The organism is Erythrobacter dokdonensis DSW-74, from assembly GCF_001677335.1.
Taxonomy (GTDB): Bacteria; Pseudomonadota; Alphaproteobacteria; order Sphingomonadales; family Sphingomonadaceae; genus Erythrobacter; species Erythrobacter dokdonensis.
Genome location: NZ_LZYB01000004.1, coordinates 124016 through 138825, shown reverse-complemented (window position 1 = coordinate 138825; position 14810 = coordinate 124016). Strand labels below are relative to the sequence as shown.

The 14810-nt window shown below is 66.3% G+C and carries 14 protein-coding genes; 9 read left to right on the top strand and 5 right to left on the bottom strand.

The window, feature by feature from the left end:
• Positions 1-2: 2 nt before the first annotated feature.
• Genes fabI through I603_RS09430 form a run of 3 tightly spaced genes read right to left on the bottom strand, consistent with a single transcriptional unit; the run spans position 3 to position 2701 of the window.
• Positions 3-809, bottom strand: coding sequence for an enoyl-ACP reductase FabI (gene fabI, locus I603_RS09440; RefSeq protein ID WP_068864428.1), 807 nt, complete (start codon positions 807-809; stop codon positions 3-5).
• On the bottom strand, positions 806-1678 hold the full coding sequence (locus I603_RS09435) for a YihY/virulence factor BrkB family protein (RefSeq protein WP_068864426.1): 873 nt from the start codon (positions 1676-1678) through the stop codon (positions 806-808). The genes fabI and I603_RS09435 overlap by 4 nt, the downstream gene beginning before the upstream one ends.
• 24 nt (positions 1679-1702) lie before the next feature.
• Positions 1703-2701: a DnaJ C-terminal domain-containing protein gene (locus tag I603_RS09430; RefSeq protein WP_068864424.1), complete on the bottom strand. Its 999-nt coding sequence runs from the start codon at positions 2699-2701 to the stop codon at positions 1703-1705.
• Positions 2702-2843: 142 nt separating this feature from the next.
• Here I603_RS09430 and pdxH point away from each other — a divergent pair, with 142 nt between their 5' ends.
• Positions 2844-3500 carry a pyridoxamine 5'-phosphate oxidase gene (gene pdxH / locus I603_RS09425; protein WP_068864422.1) on the top strand — a complete coding sequence of 219 codons (657 nt, stop codon included), beginning with the start codon at positions 2844-2846 and terminating at the stop codon, positions 3498-3500.
• 2 nt (positions 3501-3502) lie between these two features.
• Entirely contained in the window at positions 3503-4312 is an 810-nt protein-coding gene (locus I603_RS09420) for a PhzF family phenazine biosynthesis protein (RefSeq protein WP_084440015.1), read from the top strand.
• Here I603_RS09420 and I603_RS09415 read toward each other — a convergent pair.
• Positions 4297-5442: a serine hydrolase domain-containing protein gene (locus I603_RS09415; protein WP_068864420.1), complete on the bottom strand. Its 1146-nt coding sequence runs from the start codon at positions 5440-5442 to the stop codon at positions 4297-4299. The genes I603_RS09420 and I603_RS09415 overlap by 16 nt on opposite strands.
• 35 nt (positions 5443-5477) lie before the next feature.
• Here I603_RS09415 and I603_RS09410 point away from each other — a divergent pair, with 35 nt between their 5' ends.
• Positions 5478-5828, top strand: coding sequence for a hypothetical protein (locus tag I603_RS09410; protein ID WP_068864418.1), 351 nt, complete (start codon positions 5478-5480; stop codon positions 5826-5828).
• 141 nt (positions 5829-5969) lie between these two features.
• Here the strand turns inward: I603_RS09410 and mnmA are convergent, their stop codons facing one another.
• Positions 5970-7139, bottom strand: a complete 1170-nt coding sequence (mnmA, locus tag I603_RS09405; protein WP_068864416.1) for a tRNA 2-thiouridine(34) synthase MnmA — start codon at positions 7137-7139, stop codon at positions 5970-5972.
• A gap of 145 nt (positions 7140-7284) precedes the next feature.
• Between mnmA and I603_RS09400 the strand changes: the two genes are divergently transcribed.
• From I603_RS09400 to I603_RS09375, 6 genes are all read left to right on the top strand, one after another.
• The gene (locus tag I603_RS09400) at positions 7285-7743 is read left to right on the top strand and encodes a hypothetical protein (RefSeq protein ID WP_068864414.1); all 459 of its coding nucleotides are present in this window, start codon (positions 7285-7287) and stop codon (positions 7741-7743) included.
• Positions 7740-8039, top strand: coding sequence for a CtrA inhibitor SciP (gene sciP, locus I603_RS09395; RefSeq protein WP_068864412.1), 300 nt, complete (start codon positions 7740-7742; stop codon positions 8037-8039). Before I603_RS09400 ends, sciP begins: the two co-directional genes overlap by 4 nt.
• 105 nt (positions 8040-8144) lie before the next feature.
• A complete protein-coding gene (locus I603_RS09390) occupies positions 8145-8411 on the top strand; it encodes a GlsB/YeaQ/YmgE family stress response membrane protein (protein WP_068864410.1) in 267 nt (88 codons plus the stop codon).
• A 190-nt stretch (positions 8412-8601) separates the two neighbouring features.
• Positions 8602-9792 (top strand): efflux RND transporter periplasmic adaptor subunit, encoded by a 1191-nt coding sequence (locus I603_RS09385; protein ID WP_068864408.1) that lies wholly within the window; start codon positions 8602-8604, stop codon positions 9790-9792.
• Positions 9793-9867: 75 nt separating this feature from the next.
• Positions 9868-13461: an efflux RND transporter permease subunit gene (locus I603_RS09380; RefSeq protein WP_068864407.1), complete on the top strand. Its 3594-nt coding sequence runs from the start codon at positions 9868-9870 to the stop codon at positions 13459-13461.
• Positions 13462-13514: 53 nt separating this feature from the next.
• A complete protein-coding gene (locus I603_RS09375) occupies positions 13515-14810 on the top strand; it encodes a DUF445 domain-containing protein (protein WP_084440048.1) in 1296 nt (431 codons plus the stop codon).

The window sequence follows — 14810 nt, the reverse complement described above, 5'->3', positions numbered from 1 at the left end:
TGTCAGGACAGCGCAATATCAGGTGCGTCTTCCTGCTTCATGCCGACCAGGTGATAGCCCGCATCGACATGATGCACCTCGCCCGTCACCCCGGCAGACAGGTCTGACAGGAAATAGAGCCCCGATCCGCCGACATCCTCGATCGTGATGTTGCGGCGCAGGGGCGAATTGAGCTCGTTCCACTTGAGGATGTAGCGGAAGTCGCCGATGCCGCTCGCTGCGAGAGTCTTGACCGGCCCCGCGCTGATCGCGTTCACGCGAATGCCGCGCGGTCCGAGATCATTGGCAAGATAGCGCACGCTGGTCTCGAGCGCGGCCTTGGCCACCCCCATCACGTTGTAATGCGGTACGACCTTTTCCGCCCCGTAATAGCTCAGCGTCAGGATGCTGCCGCCGCTTTCAGGCATCATTTCCGCCGCGCGCTTCGTAACCGCCACCAGCGAATAGGCCGAAATATTCATTGTCAGCAGGAAGTTGTCGAGGCTGGTGTCGACATACTTGCCGCGCAGCTCGTTCTTGTCGGAGAAGCCGATCGCGTGAACCACGAAATCGAGGCTGTCCCAGCGGCTCTTCAGCGTCGCGAAAGCGGCATCGAGCGATTCCATGCTGGACACGTCGCATTCGAAGGTGAAGTCGCTGCCAAGCTGCTGTGCGAGCGGAATCACCCGCTTGGCCAGCGCTTCGCCCTGATAGGAAAAGGCCAGCTCGGCTCCCTGCTCGGCGAGTTTCCTCGCGATACCCCAGGCCAGCGACTTGTCGTTGGCTAGCCCCATGATCAGGCCGCGCTTGCCCTGCATCAAACCGTTCATTCAGCCGTCTCCTTGGCCATGCCTGCCTCGCGCTGCCCTCTTGTCGCCAGCGCCGCGTTCAGTTCCGCGCCGATAACGAGGCCGAGCCCGACGAGCCAGAAAAACAACAGTGTCACCATGCTTCCGGCAAGGCTGCCATAGGTGAGATCATAGGTGAAGAAACGCCGCAGCACCACCGGCAAGGCCGCAGCTACCACCAGCCACCACAGTGCCGTGAACAGTGCGCCGGGCCACTTGGGGCACCCCGCGCCGCGATATTCCGCCGGTGTGAGCGAGGCGAACAGCACATAGAGCGATCCTGCCAGGCCCAGCGCAGGCACGATCTGGGAGAGTTGCAGCGCGCCGATCAGCTCTGCGAGTTGCGGGATCGCCGCGAGGATCACCTGCTGCACCGCTCCGATCACCACCTGTGCAAACAATGACAGCATCAGCACGATCACCGCCGCCAGGGTCAGCCCGGCAGAGAACAGCCGGCTTTTCCATGCGGCATGAACGGGCCGGGTCCCGTAGGCGCGGCGCAGGATGTCGCGGATCGTTTCGATCAGGCTCGAGACCGTCCACAGTCCCACCGCGGCACCCAACCACAAAAGCCAGCCCGAACGCGCGTGGATCACATCGTCGGCAACCGGTTCGATGACGCCGGCGACCGTCGGCGGAAGCGCCCGCACGACCGCGTCGATCAGCCCCAACGCGTTCTCGCGCCCGCCGATCAGCTCGAACAGTGCCGCGCCGAGGATAAAGAATGGGAAGATCGCCAGCATCGAGAGGTAGGCCAGATTACCGGCATGGATGAAGCCGTCGTTATAGGTGCCGACCATGACGCGGCGGACGACCCCGGTTGCCTGTCGCAGGAAAGCAGTATCGCTCACCGGCTGCCAGCCTGCCGCCCGGCCCTACAGGCCGAACTTCTCCCGCGGGCGGGCCGTATCGATCCAGCCATCGAGCCGCTGCTCCAGCTCCGCGATATTGTCGGGCAGCTGGATTTCGAGCGTAACCAGCTGGTCGCCGCGCTCGTGCTTGCCGTCGGTTGTCTTGCCGCCTTTCTTCGTCCAGCCCTTGCCTGCAAGGCGCAACACGCTGCCGCCGCTCGTGCCCGGCTTGATGGTCAGCATCACCGGGCCATCGACCGTCGGGCACTTGACCTTGGCCCCGCGCACTGCCTCGTCGAGCGTGATCGGCAAGTCCATGCGGATATTGTCGCCCTCGCGCTTGAAGAAAGGGTGCGGGCCGATCTCGACCATCACGATCCCGTCGCCCGGTCCGCCCTGGCCGGGGTGGCCCTTGTCCTTGAGGCGCATCATCGTGCCGTCCTCTACCCCGGTCGGCAACTTGAGGTTGATCGCCTTGCCGTCCGCCAGCGTAATGCGCTGGTCGCGTCCTGCGGCAGCTTCGACGAAGGGCACGGCGAGGCGGTACTGAATATCCGCTCCGCGCTTGGGCGGAGGCGGTGGGGGCTGGCGTCCGAAGCCGCGCCGCGCCCCCGCACCCGGTTGCTGGCGCGTACGGCCGCCACCGAAAAGGCCCTCGAACAGGTCGCTCAGATCGACGTCATCGCTACCGAAGCCGCCGAATTCGCTGTCGCGGAACCCTGCACCGCCCGGGCCTGCACCATAAGTGCCGCCACGGCTGTAGCCGCCGCGCCCGCCCATCCCGGCGAAGGGGTTTGCAGGATTGCCCTCGGCATCGATCTCGCCGCGATCGAACTGCGCGCGCTTGGCCTTGTCCGACAGCAGATCATAGGCCCGGGTCGCCTCGGAGAATTTCTCGGCGGCCTTGGGATTGTCCTTGTTGCGATCGGGGTGCAGCTCTTTGGCGAGCTTGCGATAGGCGCTCTTGATGTCCGCTTCCGAAGCGGTGCGGGGTACGCCGAGGATGCTGTAGGGATCGCGCATAGCGTGTTAGCTAGGTGAGACAGTCCTTATGCGCAAGCATGTGCGCTAGGCAACGAACAGGCGAAATTAAGCATAAGCAGCTTTCGCGGGGCAGCGCGCGTATCTATGGGACGTCCCAACCAGCCCAACCAAGGATCTTCCGATGTCCAGCCCACCTCCCCTCGACGACGCCCAGCTTGCGGACAGCGTGATCCCGGCAGGTGCCGATCCCTTCGCGCTGTTCGACGAGTGGTTCGCTGCGGCACAGGCGAGCGAGCCCAACGATGCCAATGCCATGGCGCTTGCCACCGCGACCGCCGGCGCCGCTCCCGCTGTGCGGATGGTGCTGCTGAAGGGCCACGGGCGTGAGGAAATCCCCGGCGGAGGCTTCACCTTCTTCACCAATGCCGAAAGCCGCAAAGGCCAGCACATCCGTGCCAACATGCAAGCCGCGCTGCTGTTCCACTGGAAGAGCCTGCGCCGCCAGATCCGCATCGAAGGCCCGCTTACCGAGGTTTCGCCCGAACGCGCCGACACCTACTTCCACTCGCGCCCCTACAAGAGCCAGGTCGGCAGCGCCGCCTCCGACCAGTCGCGCCCGCTGCCCGTGCGGCAGGCCTATCTCGACCGGGTGCAGGAAATCTGGGCCGCGCACGAAGCGCAAGGCATGGTCCCGCGTCCGGCGCACTGGACCGGCTTTACGCTCTCGCCCCGCCGCATCGAGTTCTGGATCGATCGCGACAACCGCCTGCATGACCGCCGCGAGTTCCTGCGCGACAGTGCCGGAGGGCCGTGGTCCGATACGCTGCTCTACCCCTGAAGATGGCCATGCGGATCCCCTATTGGCACGTCGATGCCTTCAGCGCGCGGCCCTTCGGCGGCAACCAGGCGGCGGTGATGGTGCTGGATGAATGGCTGCCCGACGATGTGCTGGTGGCGATCGGGGACGAGAACAATTTCGCCGAAACCGCCTTTGTGGTGCGCGACGAAACGGGCGCGGTGGACTGGGAGCTGCGCTGGTGCACCCCGACCTGCGAAATCGCGCTGTGCGGCCATGCGACGCTGGCAAGCGGCCATGTGCTGCTGACGCGCGACGGCGGCGATCGGATCACCTTCCGCACCCGCCAGTCGGGCATTCTCGAAGTGCGGCGCGAGGGCGAGGGTTACGAGCTCTCGCTCCCGGCGATTGTCACCACGGCTGACACTTCTGCCGAACAGGCCGAAGCGATACGCCTGCTCGGCGCGGAGCCGCTGGAAGTGTTCCGATCAGAGCTGGGATACAACGTCTATCAATACGAGAACGAAGCGGCGGTGCGCGCTCTGACGCCCGATATTCGCGGGCTGGAGCAACTCGGCACGGACCAGTTCATCGTCACCGCGCCCGGCAGCCGCACCGATATTGTCAGCCGCGTATTCGTGCCCGGCGGCGGGGTCGACGAGGACAGCGTCACCGGCTCGGCCCACGCCGCACTGACGCCTTACTGGGCCAAGCGGCTGGGGCGTGACCGCTTTACCGCGCATCAGGCCTCCACGCGCGGAGGTGATCTCACGCTGCGGCTGGATGGCGACCGCGCATGGCTGGGCGGGCCTTGCGTGACCGTGGTCGAGGGCGTGTTCTACTTCGCGGGGTAAAGCTCCAGGACGTCCGCCGTCTGCTGCAGCATCGCCTTGCGCTCCTCGGCTCCCGAATGGCCAAGCCGCACCAGAGTCACCCGCTGTGCGGGCGAGACGAGGACATATTGGCCCATATGGCCGATCAGCGAGAACAGGCTTTGCGGCGCGCGGTCGGGGAACAGGGGGTGCTCGCTGGCTGCCACGCCGGGGATCGGGCGGTTGAGCCAGGTCTGGAAGCCGTAGTGCGGGCTGGCGGGAGAGGGCGTCACCATCGCCTCAACCCAGCGTTGCGGCACCAGCTGTTCGCCGCCCGGCGCCCGGCCCTTGCGGCGCAGCATTTCGCCGAACTTCGCCCAGTCGCGCGCTGTGGCGTGCATGAGGCTGCCTCCGATCAGCGTGCCGCTGGCATCGAACTCGGGCACCATGCTGGTCATGCCCAGAGGCCCGAACAGGCGCTGTTCGAGGTAGTTGGCCACCGCCTTGCGCCGCGCCTCGGGATCGCTGCTGTCGGTCAGCGCCCGCGCGGCGATGTCGGCGAGGATCACGCTGGTGTTCGAGGAATATTCGAACTGCTTGCCCGGCTCTGCCTCCAGCGGCTGTTCCCTGGCCCAGCGCGCCATGTCGTCGCGCCCGTCGAGGAACAGCATCCGGACTTCGGAGGATTCGTAAGGTGGGTCACCCGCCTCGGTGTGGCGTAGTCCGCTGCGCATCTGGAGCAGGTGTCTGAGGGTTATCCCGGCGCGGGGATCACCCGGGCGCTGCCACAGCGGCACGGGGGCAGGTTCGTCCAAAGCCAGCAACCCGTCCGCGACGAGCATCCCGATCAGCACGCCGGTGACGGTCTTGGCCATCGACCAGCTGACGAAGCGGGTGTCCGCGTCATAGCCATCGGCATAGCGTTCGGCAGCGAGTTTGCCGTCGGCCATCAGCACCACCGCGCGGGTTTCGCCTACGCCGGGGGCCGTGAATATGTCATCGATCCGGCGGGCGAGCTGGTCCTTCGGCGCGCCCGCATCGGCGGTGACTGCAGCCAGCGCGGCCTCGGAAAGCGGGGTTTCGGCGGGCGGGGCAGCGCCGCAGCCTGCGAGCAGCAGCAGGGCTGGTGCGAGCAGGAACGGGCGGTTATGGAAGCGGTTGGCGAGGGTCATCGCGCCCTCAATTCCCGAAGCGACAAGGCTTGGCAATGGCGAAATCATCCCCTTCCTCATCCGCGCGCCGCCCGCGCTACGGGCTGTGGCTGCTGGCACTCATCGCGTTCGTTGCCGGCGGGGCTGCCTGGGCTTTCCGCGAGCCGATCAACGGCTATGGCAGCATCGCCTCGGCCTATTCGGCGCGTGTCGCCTGCTCGTGCCGCTTCGTCGCGGGGCGCAGCCTCGAGGATTGCGCCAAGGACAAGCTGCCGGGAATGGAAGCGGTCACGCTGGTCGATGACAGTCAGGCGAGGAGTGTCACGGCGCGCTTTCCGCTGGTGGCCGAGGCGACCGCCACCTACCGCGAAGGCTATGGCTGCGTGCTTGAACCCTGGGAGGAATGAGGCCCGCCGCCATCCGCCCGGTGGCGAATGTTCCACGTGAAACACGCGATCCCGGGCTGGGCTGAGAGGGGTCTGGCAGGGGTCAAGAAGGGGTCTGGCGCGATCCAGAGGGCGCCGACCGCTGCTTTCGGGCGGCCAGCGCTAGGCCGTCACCTTCTCGGTCGAATCGATCCACCCGCCGCCGACCACACGCTCACCGGCATAGATCACTGCCGCCTGCCCGGGGGCGACGCCGAATTCGGGCGCGGCGAAACGGATCGAGGTCGCCGCACCATCTCCCAGCGGGCCTTCGAGGGTTACCGGCACCGGCTTGGCGAGACTGCGCACCTTGGCGGTCAGCGGTTCGTCAGGCAGCGGCCCGATGCGGTTGGTCTCGGTCAGGCGGGCGGCGCTCACGGCGAGCATACGCTTGGGCCCCACCCGCACCTCGCGCGCCGCAGCATCAAGGCCGACCACATAGAGCGGCTCGGGCTGGCCGCCGATCTCCAGACCCTTGCGCTGGCCGACGGTGAAATGGACGATACCCTTGTGCTCGCCCAGCACCGCGCCGGTGGCAGCGTGCACAATCGCGCCGGGCGCCGCGCCTTCGGGACGAACCTTGGTGACGATCTTCGCGTAGTTGCCGTCGGGCACGAAACAGATGTCCTGCGAATCCGGCTTGGCCGCGTTCCTCAGGCCCGCCGCCTCGGCCAGCTCGCGCACCTGCGGCTTGGGCATTCCGCCGAGCGGAAAGCGAAGGTAATCGAGCTGCGCGTCGGTGGTGCCGTAAAGAAAATAGGACTGGTCGCGCGCCGGATCGAAGGCGCGGTGCAGCTGCGGGCCGTCAGCGGTCATCACCCGGCGCACGTAATGTCCGGTGGCAAGGCAATCCGCGCCCAGCTCGCGCGCCATGCGGAACAGGTCGGTGAACTTGGGCCCCATGTTGCAGCGGATGCAGGGCACCGGTGTGCGCCCGGCGAGATATTCGTCGGCGAACTGTTCGACCACCTCCTCGCGAAAGGCGTTTTCATGGTCAAACACGTAATGCGCGATGCCGAGCCGGTCGGCCACGGCCCGCGCATCGCGGATATCGTCGCCCGCGCAGCACGCACCCTTGCGACCCGTCGCCGCGCCATAATCGTAAAGCTGGAGCGTGATGCCGATCACTTCCGCGCCGGAAGCCGCGGCGATGGCTGCCACCACCGACGAATCGACCCCGCCGCTCATCGCCACCACGATCCGGCATTCGGACGCAGGGCGGGGCAGATCGAAAAGCGCGGCGGCTTCGGGCCCGCTCAGCAGGCCGGCCTTGGGGAGTGTTGGCGTATCCATGGGAACGCGGCGCGATATAGCGATCCTGGCCGCCTTTCGCCAGCCCCACGGCATCTCCCAGGGTTTCCGCAGCAGCAGGGCTATTCCTAAGGTCGGGTAAATGGCAGTTTTACCCGATCTTGACGCACTCGCGTTAGAACGCGGAATGATGTTCGAGAAAGTCGACCCTGCTTCCATGACGTTTCGTCTGCCACTTGCCCGGCGGCCCGAAGATGGTGCGCGCTTGCGTTTGCCCGTCACGGGGCTTGCCGGCGACCGGCCCGAACCGCGCGGGTCGCGGCGTGCGGGCGATGCATTGCGTGCCGTCGAATGGAGCGAAATCACCGCCCGGCTCAATGCCGCGCGCGATCTGCGCCTCCTGCTGCGGAACGAATCGCAGGGCCGGATCGACGCCGTTGCTGCCAGCTTCGGCGATGCGGCGGCGAGTTATTTCGCGATGATCGACAATGACGAACCCGACATTAACCTTGATGCTTTAGACCGCTCTAAAGCCTCTGGTGGCAACGACGGCTACAGCGCGGCTGTCCGCGATGATGCGGGGTCTGACCACAGGTCCGATCCTGCCGCGGACGCGACCGGAGGCGATGCGAGAGACAGAAAATGATGGAAAACCAGGACATCCGCCCCGCACAGGTGATCGGCCCGCTCGGCGAGCCGCTGACGCTCGCCGACTTGCCGTCGCCCGACACCAAGCGCTGGGTCGTGCGCCGCAAGGCCGAGGTCGTGGCCGCCGTCAATGGCGGGTTGCTCACGCTTGACGAGGCGCTGGCACGCTATGGCCTGACGCTCGAGGAATTCGCCTCGTGGCAGCGCGCGGTCGACCGTTCGGGCATGCATGGCCTGCGTGTGACCAAGATCCAGCACTATCGCGATCTCTACCAGCGCCAGCTCAAGTACTAACTGCCCGCAGAGCCGCTGCGGGGTGGCCTGATCCGGAAAAGTCGTCTATTCACTCTCCTCGCGCAGGCGGCACCTGTCCGCCGCATGCAGGGAGGGAGCAATCGAATGGGGTGGATCATCGCACTGATCGTCGGCGGCGTTGCCGGCTGGCTTGCAAGCCTGATCATGAACCGCGATGCCTCGATGGGAATTTTCTGGAATATCGTGGTCGGCTGCGTCGGCTCGGTCGTCGGCAACGCGATTGCCGGACCCTTGCTGGGCATCGGTGGCAGCGTGCAGGAATTCTCGATTACCGGCCTGATGGTTGCCGTGCTCGGCGCTGTTGTGCTGCTCGGCATCGTCAATCTCATCAAGCGCGGCCGCTTGCGCTGAAGCCTGTGCGCCGAATTTCCGAAACCTTTCACCCCGTCCTTCGTCTGGTGTGAAAGTCACCCGTCGATGCGGGCATTGCCCGCATGGCTGCTCGCGCCTATCTAGCGTTGCGCTTGGTGACTTATCAGGGTAATACACTCAGGGGCTGTATATCCGCGCGCGGGTGAACGTCTCCGACGAGGGAACGAGAATGAATTACGCAACCACCATCCGGGCCGAAGCTGCCGACGGGGTGACAACCGACCTTGCCGGCGCGCGGACGCTGGCGGCCCCGCGCGTGCCTCGCTGGCTGATCCTCGGCGGGTTGGGTCTGTTTGCCCTGCTGCTGGCGATCGGCGCCTATTTCGCGCTGGCTGGCGGCGAACCCGTTGCGACGGGTGACGACAATTCCCAGGCCCCGGTGGTGACGGTCATCACACCGGGCCAGACGACCGTGGCAGGCACCATCGAAGCGCCGGGCACGCTCGCGGCGCGGCGCCCGATGCCTGTCGGTGCGGTCGGCGAGGGCGGGCAGGTCGTGCGCGTCACGGTCGATGCCGGCGACTGGGTGCAGCAGGGACAGGTGCTGGCGGTGATCGACCGTTCGGTGCAGGTCCAGCAGGCCGAGGCGCAGGCCGCGCAGATCGAGGTTGCCCGGGCCGACGCCAATATTGCCCAGGCCAATCTCGACCGCGCGTTGCAACTGGTGGAGCGCGGGTTCGTTTCCAAGGCCGATGTCGACCGCCTCACCGCTACCCGCGATGCTGCCGCGGCGCGGGTCAAGGTTGCCGAGGCCCAGCTGCGCGAACTGCGCGCCCGCAACGACCGGCTCAACATCCTTGCTCCGGCCACCGGCTACGTGCTCCAGCGGAACGTCGAGCCCGGCCAGACGGTCGGCCCGGGCAACGGCGCGCTGTTCACCATCGCCAGCGGCGGCGAGATGGAAATGCTCGCGCAGCTGAGCGAGGACCAGCTTGCGGGTCTTTCGGTCGGCACCATGGCGACCGTGGTCCCGGCCGGTTCGGACAAGCAGTTTGCGGGCCAGGTGTGGCAGCTTTCCCCGGTGATCGACCAGGCTACGCGGCAGGGCACGGCCCGCATCGCGCTGCCCTTCGACCGCGCGCTGCGGCCCGGCGGCTTTGCCACCGCGCGCCTCAGCAGCGGCAGCTTCACCGCCACCGTATTGCCCGAAAGCGCTGTTCTCGCCGACGAGGAGGGCAGCTTCGTCTATGTCGTGGGCGAGGAAAGCAAGGCCGTGCGTCGTGCGGTCAAGACCGGGGCGGTGACCAAGCAGGGCCTCGCCATCACCGAGGGCCTGTCCGGCACCGAACAGGTGGTGCTGCGCGCCGGCGGTTTCCTCAACCCGGGCGAGACCATCAACCCGCAGCCCCAGAAGAAATAGGCCGCAGAAGCAGGCGACCCATCCGGTCGCGCCGCGGGCGCGTAACTGGCAGGAAGACAGGCAACAAGGAACAATATGGCTCTCCGCGACATCTCGGCCTGGTCGATCCGCAATCCGGTGATTCCGCTGGTGTTCTTCACCGGCCTGCTGTTCGTGGGAATCGTCAGTTTCCTGCGGATGGATGTGATCGACAAGCCGGATGTCGAGTTTCCGGCAGTGAGCGTGACCATCGCCCAGCCCGGGGCGTCCCCGACCGAGATCGAGAACCAGATCACCCAGCGCGTCGAAAGCGCGCTGCGTTCGATCAACGGGGTCAATTCGTTGCAGTCCACCGCGCGCGAGGGCAGTTCCAACACCTTTGTCGAATTCGAGATCGGCACCGACCTGATCGAGGCGGTCAACGAGGTCGAGACCGCCATCGACGGGGTGCGCGGCAGCCTGCCCGACGGGATTCTCGAGCCGCAGGTGCGCAAGGTCAACGTGGTCGGCGAGCCGATCGGCTATGTCGCGGTCGAAGCCAACGACATGACGATCGAGCAGCTCAGCTGGTTCATCGACGACACCGTGGCCAAGCGGCTGCTCAAGATCGAGGGCATGGCCGAAGTCAACCGCTTCGGCGGGGTCGACCGCGAGATCGAGGTCATCCTCGACCCGGCGCGGATGCAGTCCTTCGGAGTCACCGCCTCGCAGATCAACGCCGTGCTGCGGCAGGTCAATCTCGACGCGGCTGGCGGCCTCGCAGAGATCGGCGGCACTCGCCAGTCGCTGCGCGTGCTTGGCAATTCGGACGACGCCTATGCCCTCTCGCAGACCCAGATCCAGCTCGGCGGCGGGCGCACCGTCCGGCTGGCCGACGTCGCCACCGTGCGCGACGGCTATTCCGAGCGCACCTCGATCAGTGAAGTGAACGGCAAGGAAGTCGTCAACTTCGCCATGAGCCGTGCGCGCGGGGCCTCCGATCTCACCGTCTACGACGCCGCGCTGGAGGAGATGGACGCGATCGAGGCCGAGAACGAGGGCGTGAAGTTCATCAAGCTCTCGACCAACACCACCTATACCCGCAGCCAGTACAAGTCCTCGATGTGGGCGCTGTTCGAAGGCGCGGTGCTGGCGGTGGTCGTGGTGTTCATCTTCTTGCGCGACTGGCGCGCGACCTTCATTTCGGCGGTCGCGATCCCGCTGTCGGCGATCCCGACCTTCTGGTTCATGGACCTGCTCGGGTTCAACCTCAACTTCCTCTCGCTGCTGGCGCTGGCGCTGGTAGCGGGGGTGCTGGTCGACGATGCGATCGTGGAGATCGAGAACATCGTGCGGCACATGCGCATGGGCAAGACCGCCTATCAGGCAAGTATCGACGCTGCTGACGAAATCGGCCTGCCGGTGGTGGCGACCAGCTTCTGCATCGTCGCGGTGTTCCTGCCGGTCGGCCTGATGCCGGGCGTGTCGGGCCAGTTCTTCCAGAACTTCGGGATCACCGTGGTGGTCGCGGTGCTGATGTCGCTGGCCGTGGCGCGCATGATCACGCCGCTGATGGCGGCCTATTTCCTCAAGGCGCAGGGCCAGGCCGAACACGGCGAAGGCCCGCTGATCGATGCCTATATGCGGGTGCTGGCCTGGACGCTCGACACGGGCAAGATGGAGTCCCGCCGCGCCGGGCTGGAAGGTCCGCAGCGGCGCATGATCTACGTCCCCTCGCTGCTGTTTGCGGTCATTGCTCTTCTGCTGGTTACCGCCGTGACCCTGTTCGAAAGCTTCAGCGGTTCGGTTTCGGCCATGATTGCCGAGTCTGTCGGGGTTGCCCCGCCGTGGAAAGGCATCGCCGGTTTCGAGGTCCCGAAGCTCGTGGCGAGCGCGGTTTCGAGCGACAGCAACGGCTTTGTCTACAAGCTGGTCGCCAAGATCTTCGAGATCGTGCAGGTCTTGCTCGTGTCCGGCCTGTCCTTCGGGGCCGGTTGGCTGACCTTCAAGCTGTTCGAACTGCCCGCGGGCGGATCGAGCCGGATCGCGCAGGGCGCCCGCTGGCTGACCGCGCGCTTCTATGATCACCGCGTGTGGATGCTGGCGATCGGCTGGTTCTCGTTCCTGATGACGATCCTGCTGTTCGGCCAGACCCCGCCGCAGTTCCAGCCCACCATCGACGACGAGAACAGCCAGGTCCAGATCGAAGTCGTGCCCGGCACGACGCTCCCCGAGACTAAGCGGATCGTGAACGCTGTCGCCGACCGGCTGCGCGAGGAGCCGGAAGTCGAGCGCTTGCTGGAGCGCATCCGGCTGGGCGAGACGTCCTCGATCTTCGTCAAGCTCAAGGAAGACCGGGCGCGCAGTTCGATCCAGTTCGAGCGCGAGCTGGCCCCCGTGTTGGCCAAGATCCCCGATGCGCGCGTGCGTTTCCAGTCACAAAGCGCAGGGTTCGGTTCGGGCCGCGACATGACGGTGATGCTGGCCGGTTCCGATCCCGTCCTGCTCGAGCAGACCGCGACCCGGCTGGTCGAGCAGATGAAGGGGCTTAACACGCTCGTCGCGCCGCGCATCAGCGCCGACCTCAACCGGCCCGAGATCATCATCACCCCGCGCGACAAGATCGCCGCCGAACTCGGCGTGACCACTGCGGCCCTGTCGCAGACGATCCGCATCGCGACGCTGGGCGAGATCGAGCAGAACGCAGCGCGTTTCTCGCTTTCCGACCGCCAGATTCCGATCGTCGTGCGCCTTTCAGAGGAAGCCCGCAGCGATTTCAGCACGATCGAGAACCTGCCGGTTCCCACAGCCAATGGCGGCTCGGTGCCGTTGAGCCGGGTGGCTGACATTACTTTCGGTTCCGGCCCGACCGCGATCCAGCGTTACAACCAGAACCGCCGCGTGCTGGTGGGGGCAGATCTGGCCGCGGGCGTGCTGAAGGGCGAAGCGCAGGCCCAGATCGACGCGCTGCCGGTGCTCCAGGACCTGCCCACCGGCGTGATCCGCGATGTGGTGGGCGAGGATGAATGGCAGGCCGAGCTGATCCAGAACCTGATCATCGCGATCATATCAGGGGTGCTGCTGGTCTTTGCCGTGCTGGTGCTGCTCTACAAGCGCCTGATGAGCCCGCTGGTCAACATGACCTCGCTGGCGCTGGCGCCGCTGGGCGGCGTGCTGCTTGTCTGGTTGCTGGGCCAGCCGCAATCGATGCCGGTCTATATCGGCATCCTGCTGCTGCTCGGGATCGTGTCCAAGAACTCGATCCTGCTGATAGACTTTGCGATCGAGGAAATGGCCAAGGGCGTCGGCAAGCTGGAGGCCATCATGGACGCCGGGCACAAGCGCGCGCAGCCGATCGTGATGACCACGGTCGCCATGACGGCGGGCATGGTTCCGGTCGCGCTGTCGCTTTCCGGCGACGGGGCGTGGCGCCAGCCGATGGGCGTGGTGGTCATCGGCGGGCTGGTTCTTTCGACCCTGCTGACCCTGCTGATCGTGCCCGCCGGCTTCAGCCTGGCCGACGGGTTCGAGAAGCGCGCCGGGCCGTGGTTGCGGGCGCGGCTGCTGACCTACAAGCCCGGCGACGATAGCCGCCCGCAGGGCACTCCGGAGCATGGGCCAGAGCCGGACCTGCCCTTTCCCGGCCTGCCCGGCAATGCCAAGCCGGTCCCGGCGCGCCGCCTGCCGCCGGGCACCGAACCGGCAGAATGAGCGACAAAAGCGTGACGCGGCAACCTGTGTCACGCTAGGATCACCGGATGGAGATGCGTCACTCCCGTCCCCTGACCTTTCGCGGTGAACCGCTGAGCGTGGATCGCGCCCGCCGGATGCGCTGGACAGCGACGGGAATGCTCGCCGCGATGGCAGTGCTTTTCATTGCCACGCACGGGCTTGTGTCGACGCACCCGGTCTGGGGCTATGTCAACGCCTTTGCCGAAGCTGCAATGGTGGGCGGTCTGGCCGACTGGTTCGCGGTCACCGCGCTGTTCCGCCACCCGCTCGGCCTGCCGATTCCGCACACCGCGATCATCCCCGAAAACAAGGACCGCATCGCCGACACCATGGCGCAGTTCCTGCGCGAGAACTTCCTCACGCCCGCGGTGGTCGCGCGGCGCATGTCGGGGATGAACGTGGCGAAGGCTGCGGGCGAGTTTCTTGCCGCTTCGCCGGAACGGGCTTCGGACGGCTCCCTCGACGAACGCTCGCGCATCACGAGCGGCGCGGCGGAATTGCTGGCCGAGGTGCTCGAAAGCCTTGATCCCGACAGGCTCGGCAATCAGGTGCGCGCCGGGCTCGCGGGCCAACTCGCCAAGCTCGATATTGCTCCGCTTGCGGGCCGGATGATCGAAAGCGCGATGGTCGACAAACGCCACCAGCCGCTGATCGACGGTTTCGTGCGCTGGGCGGGCCTGACCATTGAGGACAACGAGGAAACCCTGCGGGACATCATCCATCAGCGGGTCGCCGGCGTGCTGCGCTGGACGGGGCTGGACAAGACCATTTCCTCCAGCGTGCTCGACGGGCTCTACAAGCTGCTGGCCGAGGTGCTGGTCAACCCCGATCACCCACTGCGCGGCAAGATCGAGGAGGGGCTGGCGAAGCTGGGGCAGGATTTGCAGCACGATCCCGACACGCGCGCGCGGGTCGAGGAGATGAAGCGTGACCTCATCGCCAATCCGGCTGTGGCGGTGTGGTGGACAGGCGTTTGGGAGCGCATCCGCCAGTCATTGATCCGCCGCGCGCGTGATCCGGAAAGCGGGATGGGCGAGGACATGCGCAACATGCTCGCCGAACTGGGGCAGGCGCTGCAGCAGGACGAGCGGCTGCAGGAGCAGATCAACCGCTTCGCCCGCCGCACCATGGTCGGCGTGGCGACACGCTATGGCGACCAGATCGTGCGGCTGGTGTCGGAGACCGTGAAACGCTGGGACGCGACCACCATCACCGCCCGCGTCGAAGGCGCGGTGGGCCGCGACCTCCAGTTCATCCGCATCAACGGCACGCTGGTGGGCGGTCTGGTGGGGATGACTTTGCACTTCGTAACGACGCGGCTGTTATAG